This window comes from Paenibacillus sp. An7 (assembly GCF_009870785.1).
GTDB lineage: Bacteria > Bacillota > Bacilli > Paenibacillales > Paenibacillaceae > Paenibacillus.
In genome coordinates, this window is sequence record NZ_WTWX01000003.1 from 183589 (window position 1) to 206621 (window position 23033).

Annotated in this window: 22 protein-coding genes; 20 read left to right on the forward strand and 2 right to left on the reverse strand. The window is 43.6% G+C overall.

Features of this window, described 5'->3' with window-relative positions:
* Positions 1 to 23 precede the first annotated feature (23 nt).
* The 15 genes from GQY27_RS06085 (at position 24) to GQY27_RS06155 (ending at position 15646) form a co-directional block, all read left to right on the forward strand.
* A complete protein-coding gene (locus GQY27_RS06085) occupies positions 24 to 422 on the forward strand; it encodes a Fur family transcriptional regulator (protein WP_160032656.1) in 399 nt (132 codons plus the stop codon).
* The gene (locus GQY27_RS06090) at positions 398 to 1213 is read left to right on the forward strand and encodes a response regulator transcription factor (protein WP_160032657.1); all 816 of its coding nucleotides are present in this window, start codon (positions 398 to 400) and stop codon (positions 1211 to 1213) included. Before GQY27_RS06085 ends, GQY27_RS06090 begins: the two co-directional genes overlap by 25 nt.
* A gap of 223 nt (positions 1214 to 1436) precedes the next feature.
* A complete protein-coding gene (locus tag GQY27_RS06095; protein WP_160032658.1) occupies positions 1437 to 2897 on the forward strand; it encodes a catalase in 1461 nt (486 codons plus the stop codon).
* A 145-nt stretch (positions 2898 to 3042) separates the two neighbouring features.
* Positions 3043 to 3459, forward strand: coding sequence for a BlaI/MecI/CopY family transcriptional regulator (locus GQY27_RS06100; RefSeq protein ID WP_160032659.1), 417 nt, complete (start codon positions 3043 to 3045; stop codon positions 3457 to 3459).
* Positions 3456 to 4319, forward strand: a complete 864-nt coding sequence (locus tag GQY27_RS06105; protein ID WP_160032660.1) for a M56 family metallopeptidase — start codon at positions 3456 to 3458, stop codon at positions 4317 to 4319. The genes GQY27_RS06100 and GQY27_RS06105 overlap by 4 nt, the downstream gene beginning before the upstream one ends.
* A 58-nt stretch (positions 4320 to 4377) precedes the next feature.
* A complete protein-coding gene (locus tag GQY27_RS06110) occupies positions 4378 to 4788 on the forward strand; it encodes a DoxX family protein (protein ID WP_160032661.1) in 411 nt (136 codons plus the stop codon).
* Between the two features lie 53 nt (positions 4789 to 4841).
* Positions 4842 to 5663, forward strand: coding sequence for a uroporphyrinogen-III synthase (locus tag GQY27_RS06115; protein ID WP_160032662.1), 822 nt, complete (start codon positions 4842 to 4844; stop codon positions 5661 to 5663).
* Positions 5664 to 5878: 215 nt separating this feature from the next.
* Entirely contained in the window at positions 5879 to 7228 is a 1350-nt protein-coding gene (locus GQY27_RS06120) for a hemolysin family protein (RefSeq protein ID WP_160032663.1), read from the forward strand.
* A gap of 366 nt (positions 7229 to 7594) precedes the next feature.
* Positions 7595 to 8242: a ThuA domain-containing protein gene (locus tag GQY27_RS06125; RefSeq protein ID WP_160032664.1), complete on the forward strand. Its 648-nt coding sequence runs from the start codon at positions 7595 to 7597 to the stop codon at positions 8240 to 8242.
* A gap of 99 nt (positions 8243 to 8341) precedes the next feature.
* Positions 8342 to 8731, forward strand: coding sequence for a phasin family protein (locus GQY27_RS06130; RefSeq protein ID WP_160032665.1), 390 nt, complete (start codon positions 8342 to 8344; stop codon positions 8729 to 8731).
* Positions 8732 to 10396: an ABC1 kinase family protein gene (locus tag GQY27_RS06135; RefSeq protein ID WP_160032666.1), complete on the forward strand. Its 1665-nt coding sequence runs from the start codon at positions 8732 to 8734 to the stop codon at positions 10394 to 10396. It abuts the gene before it with no gap.
* A gap of 150 nt (positions 10397 to 10546) precedes the next feature.
* Positions 10547 to 11911 (forward strand): aldehyde dehydrogenase, encoded by a 1365-nt coding sequence (locus GQY27_RS06140; RefSeq protein WP_160032667.1) that lies wholly within the window; start codon positions 10547 to 10549, stop codon positions 11909 to 11911.
* A gap of 73 nt (positions 11912 to 11984) precedes the next feature.
* Positions 11985 to 13622 carry a DEAD/DEAH box helicase gene (locus GQY27_RS06145; RefSeq protein ID WP_160032668.1) on the forward strand — a complete coding sequence of 546 codons (1638 nt, stop codon included), beginning with the start codon at positions 11985 to 11987 and terminating at the stop codon, positions 13620 to 13622.
* 311 nt (positions 13623 to 13933) lie between these two features.
* Complete coding sequence (locus tag GQY27_RS06150) at positions 13934 to 14788, forward strand: ABC transporter ATP-binding protein (RefSeq protein WP_160032669.1); 855 nt, start codon at positions 13934 to 13936, stop codon at positions 14786 to 14788.
* Positions 14789 to 14842: 54 nt separating this feature from the next.
* A complete protein-coding gene (locus tag GQY27_RS06155; protein ID WP_160032670.1) occupies positions 14843 to 15646 on the forward strand; it encodes a hypothetical protein in 804 nt (267 codons plus the stop codon).
* Between the two features lie 86 nt (positions 15647 to 15732).
* On the opposite strand, the gene GQY27_RS06160 is transcribed toward GQY27_RS06155, so the two are convergent.
* Entirely contained in the window at positions 15733 to 16065 is a 333-nt protein-coding gene (locus GQY27_RS06160) for a GNAT family N-acetyltransferase (protein WP_160032671.1), read from the reverse strand.
* A 106-nt stretch (positions 16066 to 16171) separates the two neighbouring features.
* On the opposite strand from GQY27_RS06160, the gene GQY27_RS06165 reads away from it, so the two are divergent.
* The 5 genes from GQY27_RS06165 to GQY27_RS06185 all read left to right on the forward strand — a co-directional run bounded on the left by GQY27_RS06165 (position 16172) and on the right by GQY27_RS06185 (position 22289).
* Complete coding sequence (locus GQY27_RS06165; RefSeq protein ID WP_160032672.1) at positions 16172 to 17821, forward strand: amidohydrolase; 1650 nt, start codon at positions 16172 to 16174, stop codon at positions 17819 to 17821.
* Positions 17822 to 18015: 194 nt separating this feature from the next.
* Positions 18016 to 18492 (forward strand): glutathione peroxidase, encoded by a 477-nt coding sequence (locus tag GQY27_RS06170; RefSeq protein WP_160032673.1) that lies wholly within the window; start codon positions 18016 to 18018, stop codon positions 18490 to 18492.
* Positions 18493 to 18854: 362 nt separating this feature from the next.
* Positions 18855 to 20216, forward strand: coding sequence for an FAD-dependent oxidoreductase (locus GQY27_RS06175; RefSeq protein WP_160032674.1), 1362 nt, complete (start codon positions 18855 to 18857; stop codon positions 20214 to 20216).
* 174 nt (positions 20217 to 20390) lie between these two features.
* Positions 20391 to 21242, forward strand: a complete 852-nt coding sequence (locus GQY27_RS06180) for a formate/nitrite transporter family protein (RefSeq protein ID WP_160032675.1) — start codon at positions 20391 to 20393, stop codon at positions 21240 to 21242.
* Between the two features lie 552 nt (positions 21243 to 21794).
* Positions 21795 to 22289 (forward strand): GNAT family N-acetyltransferase, encoded by a 495-nt coding sequence (locus GQY27_RS06185; RefSeq protein WP_160032676.1) that lies wholly within the window; start codon positions 21795 to 21797, stop codon positions 22287 to 22289.
* A gap of 187 nt (positions 22290 to 22476) precedes the next feature.
* Here the strand turns inward: GQY27_RS06185 and GQY27_RS06190 are convergent, their stop codons facing one another.
* Positions 22477 to 23025 (reverse strand): GNAT family N-acetyltransferase, encoded by a 549-nt coding sequence (locus tag GQY27_RS06190; protein ID WP_160032677.1) that lies wholly within the window; start codon positions 23023 to 23025, stop codon positions 22477 to 22479.
* Positions 23026 to 23033: the final 8 nt, after the last annotated feature.

A 23033-nucleotide genomic window follows, 5' to 3' on the forward strand; every position in this document is an offset into this window, starting at 1 on the left:
ATAGAAGGAGATCTGATGATCTTATGCCTAGAACATTAAATTTAACAACGCAGCGTCAAGCTGTTTATGATGTAGTCAAGAACGCTCACAACCACCCAACAGCAGCAGAGGTAATGACAATGCTTGCACAGCAAGGGTATAACTTAGCTTATGGGACGGTATATAATTCATTACGTTATTTGGTAGAGAAAGAATTAATCGTTGAACTGAAGCTCGGTGAGACAGCCAGCAGATATGACGCGAGAACAGACGACCATCAACACATCATTTGTGAAGTTTGCGGCAAGGTAGATGAGGTAATGACAGAAGTACCCGGACCTTGGACGGAATCTGTAGCGAAAGAAACACAGTATGAGATTGGCCATGTGCATGTCGTTTTTGGGGGTGTATGTCCAGAATGCCAAAGCAAGCGGAAGAATTAGTGAATAAAAATCAATATCCTTATGCGTCTGTTCGTATTTCACAGGATAAGTCTTCAGAGTGGCTAAATAAGCCGGAAGAAGATACCGTTCCTTTTTGTGCGGTGACAAAGCGAATTCTCTTAATCAGTCCTACACTAAATCAAGTACATGATTTGGTTAAAGTTCTGACAGATCGTTGCTTTGATGTCATGATGTTTCATAGGCTGGAGCCTGAACTATATCATAACATTCCGCATGACTTACTGATTTATGACGTGACTTCTTATGATGATCAGGATGCACTTGATCTTCAGATGAAGCTAAAGGAATCGACTTCTTCACAGAACTTATTCCTTGTGAGTGAGAAATTTATTCGCGGTGCAGCACCCGAGATGCTTCAGGAAGAATTGCTGGTTTGGCCGGGAAGACCTCATGAAGCGCTGTATCATGTGCAGCGTATTATCAGCCGTGCCGTACCAAGACAAGAACAAACGGTTCAAACAACCAACAACGATACCTTGATCTTTAAGGATTTGAGAGTGGATTTGGAGCGAATGTTGGTCCTTAAACAGGAGGAACAAGTTCACCTTACGAAGACGGAATATGATCTTCTGCTCATTCTCATGAATGCGAAAGGTTCTGTTATATCGCGTGAAGAGATGCTCAGCCGAGTATGGGAAACGGATTTTACCGGCGGGAGTAACGTGGTAGATGTTCATATCAAAAGCCTTCGTAAAAAGCTGGGTGATCAGGCTTCTGACCCTAAATATATTATTACAGTCCGCGGCGTAGGTTATCGTCTTGCTGACTAGGAAATAAAGCCCCTTAATGTGCAAACATTCAGGGGCTTTCGTTTTGTTCATAAAGAGTTTCATTTCTTCATAATATGTAAGAGTGAGTTCATTTTGTAATCACAAACCATTCATCCTATTCTCATGAAAAAAAGCATAGCTTCATGCTACAATCTATATATGAATTTAGATTAAATCTAACTACACATATAAATAGAAAATGAATGGAAAGGGTGACCCCTATATGACAGAACGTTTAACTACCAATCAAGGCACACCTGTAGGTGATAATCAGAACTCTAGAACAGCAGGAAGAAGAGGTCCAACTTTACTAGAAGATTATCATTTGATTGAAAAGATCGCTCACTTTGATCGTGAACGAATTCCAGAACGCGTCGTTCATGCACGCGGATCAGGAGCACATGGTGTTTTTAAAGTAGAAAAATCAATGTCCAAGTACACAAAAGCTGCTTTTCTACAGAAAGAAGGAACAGAGACACCTGTCTTTGTACGTTTCTCTACCGTAATTCATGGACAGGGATCTCCAGAGACGGCTCGGGACCCTCGTGGCTTTGCAGTTAAATTCTATACGGAGGAAGGTAATTATGATCTGGTCGGCAACCACCTGCCGGTATTCTTTATCCGTGATGCGATTAAATTCCCTGACATGGTTCACTCCTTAAAGCCATCACCTAAAACCAATATTCAGGACCCAGCTAGATATTGGGATTTCATGACACTAACTCCTGAGTCTACTCACATGATGACATGGTTGTTATCCGATTACGGTACGCCAGCTAATTATCGCCAGATGGATGGATTCAGTGTTCATGCCTATAAGTGGATCAATGATCAAGATGAAGTGGTATACATTAAATATAAATGGGAAACACAACAAGGTGTTCGTAATTTCAGTTCAGAAGAGTCATCGGAGACGCAAGGAAGAGACTTTAACCATGCCACTCGTGATCTGTATGATGCAATTGAAAGTGGCGATTATCCAGAGTGGGTTCTTAAAGTACAAATTATGAATCCCGAAGATATCGATGCACTTACGTTTGACCCGCTTGATCCAACGAAGATTTGGCCAGAAGATAAGTATCCGTTTGAGACGGTTGGGCGCATGACACTTAACCGAAACCCAGAGAATTTCTTTGCGGAAACCGAGCAGGTTGCTTTCTCCCCAAGTGTTCTAGTACCAGGAATCGAAGCTTCGGAAGATAAGCTGCTTCAAGGTCGTTTGTTCTCTTATCCAGATACACAGCGTCATCGTCTGGGAGCAAATTATACACAGATTCCAATTAACTGCCCTTATGCAAAAGTGAACAACTATCAGCGCGATGGTCTTATGCAGATGAACCAGAACCCTTCGGAATATAATTATGAGCCAAACAGCTCCCCTGACAGCCCGAAGGAAGACCCAAAATATCGTGATTCTAAAGTAGCGATCAGCGGGCATATTACCCGTGAACCAATTGAAAAAACAGAAGATGATTTCAAACAAGCGGGTGATACGTATCGCAACTTCACCGAACAGGAACGGGAGAATCTCCACAAAAATTTGATTAATGATCTGAAGCAGACACCACAGCAAACGCAGCTTCGTGCCATTTGCAACTTCATTCGTGCAGATCACAGATTAGGTATGCTTCTTGCAGAGGGTCTTGGTGTAGATATTCGTGAGTTTATGCCGCCAACTGAGTAATTAATTTCTAAGTTTCACAAGAAACCGAGCTGTCAGAATCTTTCTGCCTGCTCGGTTTTTTTCTTATGAAAAACTGGATGTGAGTGGAATCATATGTTGACAAAGGAAAGAGAGACAATACAATGGGTAGTGTGGAGGGGTGCTGATGAGGATTAGTCACTTTAAGGTGGGAGAGCAAGGTCTTAACCGTTTTTTTGGTCCTCTGGAGGCAAAAATTATGGACGTCCTCTGGAATGAGAAAGAGGTAAGCATTAAAGAGGTTCAATTAAAACTGGAAGAAGATAAAGCTCTGAGTTTCAATACGGTCATGACCGTGATGAACAGGCTTGTTGAAAAAGGGATACTCGTCAAAACACTTCAAGGCAGGACCTCAAAGTATCGCCCGGTTCAATCAAGGGAGGTGTTTATGGATACGCAGTCGAAAGAACTGACACATGAGTTGATGGACCAGTTTGGTTCTATTGCGGTTACCCATATGCTCGATGCGGTTGAAGTTGCCGATCCCGAGTTAATTAAACAACTTGAGCTCCGAATTAAGCAGTGGAAGAAGGATCTGCCGTGAAGTGGGCGCTGCGTTCTAGGATGTTATTTAGCTGCGGGATTCTGATATGCGGGGCTGTTTATATTCAAATGGGATTATATGTAGTTCATATGATCTGGGGCTGGCAATCTACGTTTAATCTATTTACATGGTGTACTCACTGGATGAGAGAGTTTGGGTTGTTATCTGTTATTCACTTATTAAACGTATTCGTTGCAGGAACTTTTCTATTCATTATTTACTATATATGTACCCAGCTGATTGGCGGGGCTCGCGCCTTAAAATACATATACCAATTAACTGATTTTAATCTCACGGCGTATTATGCGGAGCGGTATCCGAACCTCACACTTTGCAAGAATCTGGTGGTAATCGAAACGAATGAACCGGTTGCCCTTACTTGTGGATTGTTCCGCCGGCGAATTGTGATCTCATCGGGACTGATTCAGCTGTTAGATGAGAAAGAATTGGAAGCTGTACTCTATCATGAACACTATCATCTACGGCATTACGACCCGCTTAAGACGTTTCTTCTTACACTTGGTGTGTCTACCATTGGTTATATACCTATATTAAAATCGATACTATTCAATTACAAAATGGTTCGTGAGATGATGGCAGATCACGATGCCATTACGAGAGCCGGTACGCCTATCGGCTTGGGTGGAGCCCTTCTTAAGCTGCTGGGTACATCAGTGAATTCTGGCTTTCAGAGCGGTGTGGTTTCTTCTTTTGCTGCTGAAAGTACAGTCAATGATCGAATTGCCTGGATTTTGGAACCGGAGAAGGAGCTGCCTTTACGAATATCCGGCTCAAGTTTGCTATGCTCAGTCTTCATTCTGATTGCATTGTTTGCTGTATTTAACGTCGTTCCTCATTGATCGATAACTGGAATAAAGAAAATAAAAAAACATATGAATTCGCAGGAGGAATGAGAAAATGTATAGCAACCGAAATCAAAGCCAAACTCGAAACATGGAGCTTGGACTTCTAATTACTAGACTCGTACTTGGGGCCATTTTTTTAATCCATGGCATTACCAAATTTCAAGGCATGGAGGATACACAAAGCTATTTTATTAGTTTGGGTCTACCGAGCTCGATGGCAACCATTGTAGGTTTGGTAGAGTTCTTTGGCGGTGTGTTTTTAATTATTGGTTTGTTTACACGGATGGTTAGTCTTGTATTTGTTGTCATTTTATTTGCAGCTATCTTTACCGCGAAGGCAGAGAGTGGGTTTATTGGCGGCTATGAGCTCGATGTTGCACTGATTGGAATGGGAGTCACGCTTGCTGTAGCAGGCAGCCGATATGTGGCAGTAGATCGTTTATTCCGAAGAAACCGCAGATAACTGAAGATTCACCTATACACAGGACAACAACCATAGAGGGGGATTCATAAGAAATGGCACAAAATTTACTTGGGAAAAAAGTGGCACTCGCTGGGCCAAGAAAGTCGGAAGAAATGTCCATGATCGTGAGAAAGTTAGGCGGGACCCCAATCCTGCGACCGGCACAAGGAACCGTTTTTGTGGATGATGAACATCTGAAAAGCAGTATAGAAGCTTGGGTGAAAAGTCCGCCCGATTGGACGATCCTTACGACAGGGATGGGGCTTGATGCGATATTTCAGGCAGCCGAACAACTTGAACTTGATGAAGAGCTGCTTGAGGCTTTGAAGCAATCCCATATTGCAGCACGTGGATATAAGACAGTGAATGCGCTTCGTAAGCGGAATTTGACACCTGCCGTTAGAGACGATGATGGAAGTACAGCGGGACTCATTCGAGAACTTATGAGTTATGATCTTCAGGGAAAACGTATCCTCGTTCAGCTCCATGGAGAGTCTGCTCCGCGCCTTATGGCATGGCTGAAAGAGAGAGGAACATCGGAGATCAGGGAAGTACTTCCTTATCGGCATGTACCCCCTCAAGATTCGGATCTGGAAGAACTGCTTGAAGATATTCTTCAGCAAAGAATTGATGCGGTTACTTTTACGAGCGTTCCGCAGATTCGCTTTCTTACAGCTTACGCTGAGAAGCATGGGAAACTAGCAAGCATGAAGAAACGTTTGGAAGAGGATGTGGTTGCTGCTGCGGTTGGCAGGGTAACTGCCCAAGCTATGGTGGAGGAAGGGGTTACCCCTAAGGTGATTCCCGAAGAAGAGCGGATGGGAAGTATGATCGTTTCATTAGGCAAGTATTTTGCTGAGAAAGAGCGAGTATAAGAAGGGCAATCTTGTTACAACCTATAGGGCAAGAACACCTGACCAGAAGAGGTGAGGTGTTTTTGCGTTATTGAGACTAGAAGGTGTATGACTAAGCGTGTCGTTATTCAAATTTGTGTTTAGATAGGTAAGAGACTTATTATTTATATTGTACATATGTAGACACTCACAGGAGTTCCTGGAGTGGACAGATGAATTAGGAGGTGCCACAGCCATTGGGGTTTGATATTTTAGTCATTCTCATCTTACTTGTCGTTAATGCTTTCTTTGCAGCTTCTGAGATGGCACTGATCTCCATTAATGACAATCGGATTCGCATCTTGTCGCTCGAAGGAAATAAAGGTGCACAGAAGCTGGAGAAGTTACTGGAGGAACCAACCGGCTTTCTATCCACGATCCAGATCGGAATCACACTTGCTGGATTTCTAAACAGTGCTTTTGCGGCAGATAAATTTGCGTCCCTGCTTGTGGATTATGTGTTGTCGCTAGGTGTTACTATTTCACCTTCTGTGCTATCTTCCGTATCGGTCATTGTTATTACCTTGATTCTTTCCTACTTTACGCTTGTATTCGGGGAGCTTGTTCCGAAACGGATCGCGATGAAAAAGGCAGAAGCGATTGCACTCGCGGTATCAAGCCCGCTAAGTGTATTGTCTAAGGTCGTTAATCCTTTTGTAAAATTGCTCACGGTATCAACGAATCTTACCGTCCGTTTATTTGGTATTGATCCCAACGCGGAAGATGAGGAAGCTTCCGAAGAAGAGATTCGAATGCTTGTAGATACAGGGCTTGAGAGAGGAACGATTCAGCAAAGTGAAAAGATGATTATCCACAACATATTCGATTTTGATAATAAAGATGTATCGGATATGATGACTCATCGTACAGATATGATCGCCATTTCTGCGGATACTCCGCTAGAAGACGTGCTGGAAATTGTGCAATCTGAGCAGTATACCCGGTTTCCTGTATTCGAAGAACGTGTCGATAACATCATTGGAATCTTACATGTAAAAGACTTGATTGTTCAATTTAGAAGAGATACCACAAAACCGATGAGCATTATGGATATCATTCGTCCTGCTTATTTTGTATCTGAGTCGAAAAAAGGGGACGACCTTCTCGAAGAATTGCAACAAAACCGGGTTCATATGGCGATCGTGGTCGATGAATACGGAGGTACAGCAGGTCTCATTACAATCGAAGATTTAATTGAGGAGATTGTAGGCTCTATATATGATGAGTATGATGAAGAAGAGTGGATCTTTGAACAAGTGGATAAAGACACCTACATTTTTACAGGGATTGCCCATTTGGATGAAGTAAGCCAGATTACAAAAGCAAGTTTGCCGGAAGAAGAGTACGATACTCTTAGTGGGTTTATGGTGGGTACGATCGGCCGGATCCCCACAAAACAAGAACGCCCTGAATTTGAATTCCGAGGTTTCCGGTATAAAGTGCTGGAAGTGGGGAAACAGCGTATTCGCCGAATTAAAATGACAAGGCTCCCGGAAGAGGGAAAATCACTTTATCAAGATGGTGAGGAATTTCCTCCTGAAGTATAAAGTATTAATAAAATGAATCGCAGAGATTTTTTTCTGTGATTTGTTTGTTTTTATACGGATTAATATGGCGAATATGGTAAACTCACAGAATGAATAAAGGGTATTTTTGAATAGCGCCGAATTCAAAAGTAGTAAATACTAAGCTTTTTGTCTGTTATGTAACTTATGGATTCAGAAGAACGATTGCGGCTATACTAGGCAAGTCAACAGACCATGAAGTTAATTCGTTTCTAATTTTACCTCTCTAGGGCGGTAAGGATAGATATGATCATATAAGCGAGAAAAGGGTCTTGCGCCTTTCTTGCTTTGCGTAAGCAAATGAAACGAAATGAATCAGACAAAAGCAGAGCAAAGGAGAAATGGTATATGAGTCGAAAAAAAGCATTACTATTGGGAGATTATACACATCCCATGTATCACCCCTTGCAAGGAGTTGACGCGGAAGTCAGCCGAATCTTGCAAGATGAAATGACCTTACAGTGCAGTGAAAATCGCAATTTGATGTTAATGGAAAACTTGGCTGGTTATGATCTGCTAATTTCTTATCTGGACGATTGGAAGGGAGCCATTGCTCCGCAGCAGGCCGCAGGATTGCTTAGTTATGTCAGCGGAGGAGGCGCTCTCCTGGTGCTGCATAACGGGATATCCATGCATAATCGTTATGAAGTAGCTCAATTACTAGGTGGCAGATTCACAGGTCATCCTGCTCCGCGTGAACTCAGGTTCCAAGTCACAGATCCACTTCATCCTATTGTGTCGGGGATAGAGAATTTTACAATGGAAGAGGAGCCTTACGAGATTGAATTCGATAATTTCGCTGATATCACGGTTCTTCTTGAGTATATGAATGAAGATGGGAAGTCATGGCCTGCAGCTTGGGCTCATAACTATGGCATGGGACGTGTCGTTTATCTTATGCCAGGACATTCAGTTCCTTCTTTTAATAACGAATCATTCAGACGACTTCTTTTACAATCAGCAATGTGGGCAACACGTACGAAGCCAAGACTCTAACTACAGATGAATTAGAGATCAGACGTACTTTCGCTTGATTGGGTAATATAGGTATATACTGGTATAGAATCAGATTTTTTCAGAAGGAGGATGAAAGGCATGAGCGATTTGTTTAAAAAGGCGGTTTCTCTAGGATTGGGACTTACTCTGGTTAGTAAAGAGAAAGTGGAGAGTGTTGTAGGCGATCTCGTCAAACGCGGAGAACTGGCTCCATCCGAATCTAAGGCACTCATTGATAAGCTTATGGAACGTGGAAATGAAGAACAAACCGGCTTTAAGAAAATGATTGAAGGTCAAGTGGAGAAAGTGTTGATTGATCTGGGTGTACCTACCAAAACAGATGTAAACCGATTAAACATGCGGATCGAAGAACTGGAACAGAAACTGTCTGCACTCGAAGCGAGTCAGCCTGCGAAACAACCAGAAACTCCGATTCTTACGTCAACGCCTGAAATAGAGCAGCCTCCTAAAGGAAACGAGATTGAATAAATGGTAGTGCATATTAAAAATGCCGGTCGATATAGAGAAATTGCCATGGCGCTGATGCGTCATGGCTTCGGCTATATTGTGGAAGAAATCAGCTTCTTTCAGGTGCTATCTTTACCCAGAAGGTGGATTACCCATGAGACAGGTCCAGAAGCCAAAACCCTTGGTGAACGGATAAGACATGTACTAGAGGATTTAGGGCCGACGTTTGTTAAATTAGGACAACTTGCAAGTACGAGGTCTGACCTGCTGCCTCCAGGGATTATATCGGAGCTGACCAAACTTCAAGATCAAGTCCCTCCGTTTTCACCAGAGATTGCAAGAGGGTTACTCGAACAGGAGCTGAACAGTCCGCTTGAAGAACTCCTCACAGAATTTGATGATACCCCTCTTGCAGCTGCGAGTATCGGTCAGGTACATATCGGCAGACTGCGGAGCGGAGAACAGGTGGCAATCAAGATTCAGAGACCCGGCATATCACCTGTCATTCAGCGTGACCTGAATATTCTCAAAGATTTTGTTGCGCTTGCTGAGCGCAGGTGGGAATGGGTAACCAGGTACCAATTGCAGGAGATGGTGAGTGAATTCGCTGTATCTTTACTTGCAGAGCTGGATTACAGCTATGAAGGAAGAAATACAGAAAAGGTAGGGCTGCAGTTTGCAGAGAACCCAGAGGTTCATGTCCCTGTTATTTATTGGGACTACACGACTGCAAGGGTACTGACGATGGAGTATATGGACGGGATCATGCTGAATCAGCGGGATGTATTGACTGCGAAAGGGTATGATCTAAAAAATATAGCGCAGCGATTAGTAGATTCGATGCTGCACCAAATTTTTATTGAAGGCTTCTTCCATGCAGATCCTCATCCAGGCAATCTAATGGTCATGAAGAATGGGGCGCTGGCTTACCTTGATTTCGGAATGGTCGGACGTCTTAATGAGGATTTAAAAGAGCAGCTTTCTTCCCTGATTATATCGCTGATGCGAAAGAATACCGAAGGAATGGTGCGTGCTATACAGCGCCTTGGTATGATTCCAGATGGAACCAATATGGCTTCCCTTCGCAGAGACCTCGATCGAATCCGGGACGATTATTATGATCTTCCTTTTTCTAGTATCAGTATCGGGCAAGCGCTGAATGATTTATTTGGCGTGGCGCAAAGACACCAAGTAACCATGCCTTCGGATGTAATCTTACTAGGCAAAGCATTGGTGACTCTCGAAGGAGTTATTGAAAATCTAGATCCTACCATAAGTATTATTGATATGGCAGAGCCTTTTGGCCGGAAGCTGATGCGTGAAAAGTTTAGCTCAAGACGGATTAAAGGGAAAGTGCTGGGCGGTATGACGGAGCTGTTAGAAACGTTAATCGACTTGCCGGGACAAGCACGGCTGCTGTCTTCCATTATCAGTAAAGGTAAACTGAAGGTCGAAATCAGCATTCCCGAAATTGAACAATTTGAACATAAGCTGGACCAAATCACCAATAAATTATCACTCAGCATCGTACTCCTTTCTTTTTGTATTCTCATGGTAGGTTTGTTTATCGGTGCTTCCAAGATGGAGCAGGTCTGGCATGTACCGCTACTTGAAATTGGGATGATTATTGCTGCTTTCATGGTGTTATGGCTTATTATTTCTATTATTAGATCAAGAAAACAATAAAATAGGCATGAAGACAAAGCTCCTCTTCCCTAGTTCAGGGCGGGGAGCTTTGTAGTTAAGGGGAATCCATGTATAATCAGGAACAAGAAACGAATTCATATAGAATCCGAGTTTGGTAATGATTAGTGTAATGACAGGGGGTAAGTCCTAATGAACGTAAGCGAAATTGTAAATAAACAGAAACTTTACTATAGAACGGGCGCAACCCGGCGTTATGAAGCAAGAATACAGCAACTTGATTTACTGAAAGAGGCCATTCGGCGCAGAGAATCTGAAATCTTGGAAGCACTGAAGATTGATCTAAGCAAAGGCGAACAAGAAGCATATATGACCGAGATCGGTATTTTGTTTGAGGAAATTTCATTTGTATCTAAACGTTTGAAGCGGTGGATGAAGCCTCGAAAAGTAAAAACGGCAAAAACTCATATTGGCAGTAAGGGCTACATAGTCCCTGAGCCTTATGGCACCGTACTGATTATTGCACCCTGGAACTATCCATTTCAGCTTGCTATCTCTCCCCTGATCGGAGCAATTGCAGCCGGAAATACGGCTGTCATTAAACCGTCGGAGTTGACACCGCATGTATCGGCTGTCATCACTTCGATAATCGGTGAAGTATTTGATCCTGCTTTTGTAACGGCTGTAGAGGGCGGTGTAGAGGCAAGCGAGATGCTGCTAGCTGAACCTTTTGATAAAATATTTTTCACAGGCAGTGTTGCCGTTGGTAAGGTAGTAATGAAAGCTGCGTCCGAGCGTCTGATTCCAGTGACGCTGGAGCTTGGCGGGAAAAGTCCATGTATCGTTCACCATGATGCCAATATGAAGCTTGCTGCAAAGCGTGTTGCTTTTGGAAAACTGACAAACAGCGGGCAAACATGTATCGCTCCTGATTATTTACTGGTTCATGAGAGTGTAAGAGATGCATTTGTCACGGAATATGAAAAAGCGATCAAACAATTCTACGGTAAGGAACCACTGTTAAGTGATTATTACGGAAGAATTGTTTCTCCTAGACATTTTGAACGATTACAATCTTTTCTCACGAACGGTTCCATTGTTCTTGGGGGAGAGACAGACCCTGAATCGCTGAAAATAGCACCGACCTTGCTGGATGAAGTGTCCTGGGATAGTCCAATCATGCAGGAAGAAATATTCGGCCCCATTTTACCGATGATGACCTATAAGCACCTGGACGAAGTGATAGATGTAGTAAATGCTAGGCCAAAACCGCTCGCTTTGTATCTCTTTACGGTCAATCAGTCTGTTCAAGACCGAATTGTTGAACAAATACCTTTTGGTGGAGGGTCTATTAATGATACACTTATGCATATAGCTACACCATATTTGCCATTTGGCGGCGTAGGGGAGAGCGGCATGGGCAATTATCACGGAGAGTACAGCTTCACTGCATTCTCACATATGAAAAGTATCCTTAAGCAAACCAATGCTTTTGATATTAAATTTCGTTATCCTTCCAAGACCGGGTCTGTTATGATGCGCCGGTTCATGAAGTAGAATAATTGCTTATCATGTTGCTTAAGGTAGACGAATATAAAATAGTTTGAAATAAAACCATGAGGTGAAAAATTTGGTAGGTTTTGATAAGTTGGGCATTCTGCCCGAATGGAATGAAGCTCTGCGTTTGCAGGGAATTGCGGTACCGACACCGGTACAAGAAAAATCAATTCCGATTCTGCTCCAAGGATCGGATATTATTGCGGAGGCACAGACAGGAACAGGAAAAACGTTCGCTTTTATGCTGCCGATCCTGCAGCGTCTTAACGCGGAAGATCGTTCACCGCAAGCACTGATAGTTGCCCCTACAAGGGAGCTTGCTCTACAAATTACAACTGAAGCGAAGAAGCTGACGGAATCAAGAGAAGATATCCGGGTTCTCGCGGTTTACGGTGGACAAGATGTGGAGAAACAATTGCACAAACTTAAAGGCGGAGCACAGATCATCATTGGTACGCCGGGAAGACTGCTAGATCATTTAGGCCGCGGAACGCTAGTGCTTGATAAAGTGAAAATGCTGGTTCTAGACGAAGCAGATCAAATGCTTCATATGGGATTCCTTAATGACGTAGAGATGCTCATTAAAGCACTCCCTTATAAACGTCAAACGATGCTGTTCTCCGCAACGATGCCTGCGGGTATTCGTAAACTGGCTCGTGCTTACATGAAAGAACCTGTTGATGTTAAAGTACAATCCAGCAATGTTATTCCTGTAAAACAAATCCGTCAGTTAGTGGTAGAAGTAACGGATCGTACGAAACAAGAAGCACTAATCGGGGCAATTGAGCAATATCGCCCATATCTCGGTATTATTTTCTGCCGTACGAAACGTCGTGCATCCGTTCTTAATGAGGCGCTGCAGGATCTTGGATATGCGAGTGACGAGCTGCATGGAGATCTCTCTCAAGCGAAGCGCGAGACGGTAATGAAAGCATTTCGTAATGCCAAGCTGCAGCTTCTTGTCGCTACGGATGTAGCAGCTCGAGGTCTTGATGTGGAAGGCGTAACGCATGTATTTAACTACGATATTCCTCATGATGCGGAAAGTTATATTCACCGAATCGGAAGAACAGGCCGTGCGGGAGGCAAAGGGCTGGCAATCACATTTGCTGCTCAGAAAGACAAGCCGGAGATTGCAAAGATTGAAGAAGGAACAGAGCAGCGTCTTGACCGTGCTGTATGGCAAAGCGGTATCGCCGGCGAGACGGGAACGATTGAGAAGCTGGCTCACGGTACAAGTTCATGGGGCAGCGGAGGCGAAACACGCAGAGTTCGTCCCGATGCGAAACGAGATGCCAGCCGTGCAGGCGGCGGGAGAAGCGGGGGCCGCAGCGGGTCACGCAAGAATGAGGATTCATCTAGTAATGGCCGAGGCAGAAGCCGCGGGCAGCAAGGTGCCTTCTATGATCTAGAGCGGGGCGAAAGCAAGCGCAGCGGCGAGTCTGTGCGCCAAGTTTCGGACAAACCGCGCAGTAGTGGACGCTCTGGAGGCAGTACGGGGCAGAAGAGAGCGGACAGCGATCGTCCATGGCGCGCTTCAGAAGGAGCAAGTGGTGCCGGCAGTAAATCACGTTCCAGCAGCGGCGGTTACAGCAGCGGAAGAAGCTCACAAAGCAGCAGTCGGAGCGGCTCATCATCTCAAAGCAGAGATAACCGTCGTTCTTCGAGCAGCAGCGATCGTGGTCGCTCAAGCGGACGAAGAGGACGTTAATTCGATAATAAGCGGTTCAAAGATCAAAACACGCCTTTAAAAAGAGGGCGTGTTCAGACTGTAGACAAACTAGGCTACCCTAGTTTAGCCTACAGTCTTTTTTATGTGTTTATTAAGTGTACCCGCAGTAGAAACTAACAAAGGATGACTTGACAAGTGATAATGATTATCAGTATCTTTAAATAGAATACAATAAATCATCATGCATTTTTCATTTGTTGTTCGTCTGAACTTCATATTACACATACATACATCATGTGATGTTAATTTTTCAGGGATATATTTTTCAATCAAGTGGAGGAGATGATTTTATGTTTCGCCTGGAAACTGCAGGACTAAACATTGCTTATGAAAACCGTTTAATCGTTGATGATCTAAATATACAAATCCCTCAAGGCAAAATTACAGCACTTGTAGGTGCGAACGGCTCTGGGAAGTCTACCATTCTTAAAACAATGGCTCGTCTAATGCAGCCAAAAACAGGCCGAGTTTTGCTCGACGGAAAATCCATTCATAAGCAGTCCACTCGGGAAGTGGCGAAACAATTAGCAATTCTTCCGCAAAATCCAACTGCGCCGGAAGGTCTTACGGTAACTGAGCTTATATCTTATGGACGTTTTCCTTATCAGAAAGGCTTTGGCTCACTGCAAGCAGAGGATAAGAAGATGATTGAATGGGCCATTGAGTCTACTCGTCTTCAGGAGTTTCACGACCGTCCTATCGATCAGTTGTCAGGTGGCCAACGTCAGCGTGCCTGGATTGCTATGGCACTGGCTCAAGACACAGATATTCTTTTTCTGGATGAACCGACCACCTTCCTTGACATGGCCCATCAGCTTGAAGTGCTGCAGTTACTTGAGGAACTGAATGTTACGGCAAAACGCACGATCGTCATGGTTGTTCATGATCTGAATCATGCATCCCGTTATGCACATCATATGATTGCAATCAAGCAGGGGAAGGCCGCTGCAACAGGAACCCCAAAGGAAGTAATGACGCCAGATGTACTGAGAGAAGTATTCGGGATTGAGGCTGACATTGTAACAGATCCTCGGACAGGAGTTCCGCTCTGTCTGCCATATGCCCTTGCAGGTAAGGAGAACAGCGGAATGATCGGTGTGGAAAGTTCAATAGAGTCCCAAGTACGACAGGTTGCTGGTGTTTAGATTTAATAAATAGATTAATTTGAATCGTCTAAAGCAGAAAGTGGGGAGAAGAAGATGGCGCTAGATTATGCTGTACTTGCTCAATACGGGGGAATTCACACAAAGCCTTCCTCTGAATCGGTAAGAGACATTAGCTTACTTGAGCTGATTCGTCCGGAATATGGTAAACCATGGCTTGAGATTTATCAGCGCCATCTTCAGGCAGAGACGATAGGAGTAGCTGCGGTGTATGTCATGCATACGGTTCGTGGTTTGCTTGCAGCTGCTCATTATATGATATCGAAGTGCGGTACCTATGTGGATCTATCCCTCACGAACCTAAGTATACAGTTGTCACCCCATGCTTCGGGTGCGCCGCAGTTATCTTTTGTGCTCCACAAGATAGATGAACGTAAACTTGTGAACCACGCCGACGCAGCTGAACGTAGACAGATGCTGGAGCAGTTCTATGTTAGAACGCTTGCTCCAATTATAGAGGGATTGGCTGCGGCGGGCAGAGTACCTGTTTTAGCGTTATGGAAGCAGTTACCGGGTGTCCTCATATATTATGTTGATCTATTTAAGGGAGGACTCTCCTGCGGGGAGCAGGATCTTGCAGAGTATTTGACAGCAGACTTAGAGTCCGTGCAAAGTTTTAGTTCTGATATATTTAATTTGAGAAAGAATCCATTTGATCTGGAGCCTGTATATATAGAGAATCCGCTAAATGCAGAAGAACCGTTTCGAATGAAGGATGCCTGCTGCGAGTTCTACCGAGTATCGGATGGGAAGAATCGCAAATGTTTTACATGCCCTAGAATGACAGCTGAGGAACGGAACGCTAGGGCAGAGGAAATGCGGGGTACAGTAACCATCTAACGATGCACTCATGATAGATTTAACAATTACATTCTAAATAAAATATAGAAAAGAGGCAGATAAGTTGATATCTGCCTCTTTTATTTTTAACGTAGAGCCGTTTCATATTCGCTTAACGTCATACCGTAATAGACGACATCTTCGTATTCTTCCCACTTCTTGATATGTTGTACAAGCTTTCCTTCATAATTCATACCATTCTTCTGCATAACCGCGGATGAAGCAGGATTTCGTGCTAAGGCAGCAGCCCAGATTCGGTTTAGCTTCAGCTCATTAAATCCATACTCCATCATACGCTGTACCGCCTCAGTAGCGTAGCCGTGTCCCCAATAAGGCTTGCCGATCCAGTAAGCGAGTTCCGCTCTGTTATAGTCGCTGACAATATGCATTCCTGCACAGCCGAGGAATTCATTCGTCAATATTTGGAAGATTCAAGCTAAATCATGAGTTGTTTTATTTTGGGCATAGTAAGTGAACTGGATTTTGCAGATATTTCGAGCTTATTGACTGGAGGCTTTTTTAGAAATGATAGAACTTGATCTGTTGTTCATCAATGCAAATGTGCTGACCTTAGATGGTGATAACAATAAAGCAGGGGCGATTGGTGTAAAGAACGGTAAAATCAGCGCCTTGTGGAAAGAGAAGAATCCTGCACGGGAAGAAATCACACTCACTGACGACAATGCGGTTATTGATCTTCAAGGGAAAACGGTACTTCCCGGGTTTATTGAAACACACAATCACTTAATCAGTGCTATTATGCTGAAACGATTCATTGATTGCAAAAGCCCGCTGAATCAAACGATTGCTGATATTCAGAAGCGAATTTCTGAAAAGGCATCTGAAGTTGGAAAAGATACCTGGATTGTAGGTTTCGGGTATGACGATACATCTTTACTCGATATGAAGCATCCCACAAAAGCAGATCTCGACGCAGCTGCCCCGGACCATCCGGTTGTGGTATATCACATCTCGGGACATCTATGTGTGGCGAACTCAGTGGCTTTATCTATAGCAGGTATTAGTGATTCCATGCAGGATCCAACGGGAGGTCGCCTCGGGAGGGATGACAGCGGACAATTAAATGGCATTCTCTATGAAGGGGCGACAATGCTTGTTGGCTCTCACCTGCCGGGACCCAGTGAAGAAGAAGTTCTCTCCCTGCTTCGAGATGAGGCTAATACTTATGCTGCTCAGGGAATTACAACATCTACGGATGCCAAAATGGGTATAAGTATGGATATAGATGATATTGATTTATGTATGAAAGCAATTGAAAAAGAAGCCATTCCCTTTCGCATGAAGCTCATGATATCCAGTGATAAGCTGAACCAAGATGAAAAACTGAAATCCATGACAGCAGGCGAGGTCGATGCTTACCTCCGTGAACGATCGGGAGGCAGAGCTTCGCTCGACAGCGTGAAACTGTTTCAAGATGGATCAATTCAAGGACTGACTGGTGCACTTCGAGAGCCGTACTTTTGTGATACCGAGCGGTATGGTGAACTCATTAAACCGCAAGAACAATTAAATAGAGAAGTGAAGGAATGGCATGATAAAGGATTCCGCATCGCAATCCATGGGAACGGAGATCGGGCCATTGGTTCCATATTAGAAGCATTTGAATATGCATTGACATCGAGTCCACGCAGTGACCATCGGCACCGGATCGAGCATGTTCAGACAGCTACCAAAGAAGATCTGGAGCGTATGCAAAAACTCGGGGTAGCAGGTTCCTTTTTTATCAATCACGTTTATTACTGGGGAGATCGGCACGAGAAGCTGTTTCTTGGACCGCAGCGTGCGGCTCGAATTAGTCCGCTTGCAGAGGCAAAGGAGCTTAAGCTTCTGTTCACTCTTCATTCCGATTGCCCTGTAACTCCCATCTCGCCTTTATTTTTAGTATGGACCGCAGTGAATCGGGTAACCAGCAGCGGCAAAGTATTAGGTGCGGAGCAAAGAATTGATGCACTGACGGCTTTGCGAGCGATGACGAGTTATGGTGCAGAACTGAATTTTGAAGAAGCAGAGGCAGGAACGATTGAAAGCGGAAAAAGAGCAGACTTCGTCATTCTAGAGGAAGATCCGACCGAGGTGGAGCCGATTCGAATTAAAGACATTTCGATTTTCGCTACATTAAGGGACGGCAAATTCATCTATGGAAATGGTGTTTAGCAGGACGGTGGGATGAGGTGAACCCAGGTTCGTTCGATGAGTATTTTGGCCAAGGAAGTATCCTTGGTCTTTGTTTTTTTGTTATTGCAGGGAGTATGGAGTTACATAGAGAATTTTGAAGGGAAGGATAAAGGGTATAGTATAGAGTACTAGAAACACTAGAAACACATAGTAAGAAAAAGGAGGAATAAAATATGTCAATTTATTCGTATCAAGCAGTGACACCAACAAATCAGGAAGTCTCACTAGAGAAGTATAAAGGCGAGGTAGTCGTTATCGCTAATACAGCCAGTAAGTGTGGACTAACTCCGCAGTATGGGGATTTACAAAAGATATATGATCGTTATAAAGACCAAGGGCTGGTCGTTCTTGCGTTCCCGTGCAATCAGTTTGGTGGACAAGAACCGGGTTCGAGTGAAGAAGCCGAAGAATTTTGCCAAATCAACTACGGTGTAAGTTTCCCCGTCTTTGCTAAGGTTGATGTAAACGGAAAGAATACACACCCTATCTTCCAATACCTAAAAGAGCAACAACCTGGAAGCGGAGAGAGCAGCGATATTCAGTGGAACTTTACGAAGTTTGTAGTAGATCGTAACGGGGAAGTTGTGGAGCGTTTTGAACCGAAACAATCTCCGGAAGAAATGACAGCACTTATTGAAAAGTTGCTATAATAATTGCTTAGAGTTCATCAATGATTCCCTTGAAAATAAATATAGGAGAGCATCATGGGTTAGTCCATGATGCTTTTTGGTTTACAACGACAACCTCTGCTTGAGATGAGTCTGCTGCTTCATCGTGACTTATTTAGGTTTTGCAAATTTGGGCTTGCAATGTGAAAAATGTCACATTATAATCAGGATATAAACATTAGTGAATTAAATCACAATTCAAACCGATGCCTGAGGATCTATAGAAAATCGTCAGGCGGAATCGAACACCTATCCATGAATTTTTTATAGCTAGATTAGTGAAAGTTTTCACAAATAAAATTCGAAGTGATTTTAGATCAATTAACTTTAGGAGGAACTTTATTATGAAAATTGCTGTTGTTGGATGTACACACGCAGGTACGGCGGCTATTGTGAATACGGCTAAACTTTACCCCGAAGCTCAGATTACGGTATACGAGCGCAATGATAATATTTCTTTTCTATCTTGCGGTATTGCGCTGTATGTTGGCGGGGTAGTGAAAGACCCGGATGGGTTGTTTTACTCTTCTCCAGAGCAGCTGAAGGAACTTGGCGTCGAAACAAAAATGCTGCATGAAGTTACAGACATTGACACAGAGGGGCACAAGCTGACAGCACGCAACTTAGAAACAGGCGAGGAAATTACGGACACGTACGATAAACTGATTATGACAACCGGTTCTTGGCCTATTATTCCAAACTTTGAAGGCGTTGGACTAGACAACGTACTCCTGTGCAAAAATTATAATCATTCCAACACGATTATCGAGAAATCAAAAGATGTACGTCATGTGACCGTCGTCGGTGCAGGATACATCGGTATTGAGCTCGTCGAAGCATTTCAAATGAATGGAAAAGAAGTTACTCTAATCGATGCGGAAGATCGGATTCTAAGTAAATATCTCGATGCTGAATTTACGGATCGTATCCAAAAATCGCTTACGGATAAAGGAATTGAGATTGTGCTTGGTGAGAAAGTAAGCCGATTTGAAGGGAAGGATGGAAAGGTTACTGCGGTCGTAACCGATAAAGGAGAATACCCTACGGATCTCGTTATCCTCTGTATTGGATTCCGTCCGAACACAGCTCTACTCCAGGGTAAAGTGGATATGATGCCAAATGGAGCGATCCTTGTTGATCGTTATATGCGCACAAGCAATCCTGATATCTTCGCAGCAGGGGACAGCGCAGCCATCTATTATAATCCAACTCGTCAGAATGCTTATATTCCACTAGCAACAAATGCGGTTCGCATGGGCATGCTTATAGCTCGAAATCTGGTAAACCCTACGATGCCATATATGGGTACTCAAGGGACATCGGGAATCAAAATTTATAAGCAGAATATTGCAGGAACGGGAGTAACGGAAGCTGCGGCAAAATCGGCAGGTATGGCCGTCCAAGCGGTTACCATCGAAGATAGTTATCGTCCTGAGTTTATGCCTACTGCAGAGAAAGTCCTTATAAAAGTCATCTATGAGACAGAATCCCGCCGAATTGTGGGTGCTCAGATGATGAGTGAAGCCGATCTAACACAGTCAATCAATACCATTTCCGTATGCATTCAGAATGAAATGACGGTGGATCAGCTGGCCTTTATCGACTTTTTCTTCCAGCCTCACTACAATAAACCTTGGAATTTCCTTAACACAGCAGGACAAGCAGCACTAGAGCCTGTATTAACAAAAGAGACAGTATCTGTATAACAAGAACTTCCGGCCATCCGTACATCATTGTATGGATGGTTTTTTTATGCCGTAATATGAACAGAAATTAGGAAAATATTGAACTTGTGATTTTAATAACAAACTTGAGTTTGAGGAGGATTTACAATAAGCTTAAGGCACTTAATTTATAGGTGAAAGGAAGTTATCCCGACTATGGCAGCATTAAAACCGGCAGCAGTTGCTGAGTTAACAGCGGATACGGGCAAGCATAAAGCACATAATCCCGCTATAGTGGTTCTGATTTTAGGTTTTTTAGCAGGTGCGTACATTGCTTTAGGATATCTATTGTATATACGAGTGGTTGCTGCGGCCCCTGAAGCATGGGGGAGTATGAGTGGACTGATTGGAGCTCTTGTTTTCCCGATCGGACTTACACTAGTCTTGATTGCAGGCGGGGAGCTGCTTACTGGAAATATGATGGCATTATCGATTGCTCGGTTGGCACGCAAAATTACAACGCGAGAAGTATGTTGGAATTTAACTTTGGTTACATTCTCAAACTTTGTAGGAGCTGTTTTTGTAGCTTACTTGTTTGGTCATGTGCTTGGTTTGACCGGCCAAGGTGTATACCTTGATAAAGTGGTGGATTTGGCAGGACATAAAATGGAGGATTCCTTTCTTCAAGCATTTGTTTCTGGTATTGGCTGTAACTGGCTGGTCGCTTTAGCCGTTTGGCTTGCTTATGCTGCGGATTCAATGAGTGCTAAGATTGTTGGGATCTGGATTCCGACAACGGCTTTTGTCGCTTTAGGTTTTCAGCACGTGGTGGCTAATATGTTTCTTATTCCCGCAGCGATTTTTGAAGGGCACTTTACTTGGGGGCAGTATCTCATGAACTTTATTCCAGTCTGGCTTGGAAATATGGTGGGCGGAGCTATCTTTGTAGCTGCGGCATATTATGCTGTTTATCTCCACAAACCAGCTAGTACTACATCAGTAACGACAGAAGAGACAGAGCCTCAAGTGGGTTCGACTCCAGCAGCAATGCAGTCTCTTACTGAATAATAACTTACATTATGCAAAATAAACGCAGGAAGTTAATTTCATATTATGAATTGGATTCAGGAATATAAAAAAATCCGTCATGGCCAGGTTCGGGGGAACGAAACCTGTTCATGACGGATTTTCGGGAGTGGTCCATGATATGGCATGTGGAGGAGGTCATTTGCCTGTCTCATAATGCCTTGATCTTCATTACCCGCCTTTATATAGGGTGAAACATCAGGAATTAAAAATTTTCACAAGATAGTTTTAAGCACCTGTGAACAGATCAAAATCTGTTTACAGGTGCTTTTTTTGCTTTTTTGCACATCAATCATACCAGCGTATGCAGAAACTTTGCTTTACGAAACCTTATGACAGAATTATCCTAAAGGATAGGAAAGAAGTCGGAAAGTGTCATGTTTTAACACAAAATAACTCGAATATCTTACTGTATTGTCGTGTGATGTATAGCATGTGGTAGAATAGGAAAAATACATTTCACCTGAATCAACGTTATGAAATACGTTATGAAATTGATTCACTTGCAAGCAGAAGCAGAAAGGTAGATCGCAGATGGTAGTAACCAGAGAAGCTCTGACGGTGCGCAGATCGAACCTCCAGGATGCAGCGCAGCTGATGGAACTGGATGCTCTAGTATGGAACGAGCGTAATGCACCTGCACCCGTACTTTGGAAATCAAAAGAAGAATATTTACTGGCATCACCGCCAGGAAATCAGTTCATTACTCTGAAGGATAACAAGCTTTGTGGATATATTGGCTTTAGGCCGCCAACCTCCTTGCTCAGCAACAATCATGTATATGAGATTCATATTGCGGTGCATCCGGCTTATCAGAGGCAGGGGATCGGCAAATCACTTATGGACTCGATGATCGAACATGCAAAACATGAAGGAATCCGTAAACTTCGTCTGCGCGTTTTATCCAGCAATCATGCTGCACTTGCTTTCTATAAACAGTATGGGTTCGTGGAAGAGGGAAGGCTCAGTTCAGAGTTCTACATCGCAGGTGCATATGTTGACGACATTTTAATGCGGTACATGCTATAACTGCCACCATACCGATAAGAGGTTAACCTAATTGCCTAGGTCAGCCTCTTTCTCATTTGTGTGGACTGAATGCAGCCTTAAGACAAGATAGTATATAAAAAGCATTCTGCCTAACCGAGCGGGTTAGCAAAATGCCTGTGTACATCAGAATTCATCTTTATTATGTAGGAAACGTAAGCGATGCTGATTAACGAAGTAATTTCCACTCACTTTGGAGCATGCCGTATACAGCATGGTTTACATAACCGAGCGGTAATTTCTCTGCTTGACGGATAATACCTTCCAAAACAAATCCGAGTCTTTCGGGAACCCCGCGACTGCGATGGTTGCTCGTAGCACAGCGAATCTCCACACGGTTTAGATCTAGATCAATCAAGGCATAATCAACCAGAGCGCGGCAAGCTGAGCTCATAATTCCTTGCCCCTCATGAACTTTCCCAAGCCAATAACCAATACCTACGGTACGATTATGCCAGTCGATTTCATGAAAACCGATGACACCGGCAAGTTCACCTTTTACCCAAATTCCTGCAGTAAAGCCGCCATTATCCGCCGCTTGGCGAATCGCATTTTTGATAAACTGAACGGTATGTGTTTCTTCGGTTACATTATCCACCCAGGGAAGCCATTCCCGCAGCCGCTCACGAGACTTATCAGTCAAACTATACAAAGCTCCCGTATGCTCCATAGACAGGGGCTTCAGTTCAATATCATCATCTAACTTGTACGCAAACATGATCAAAC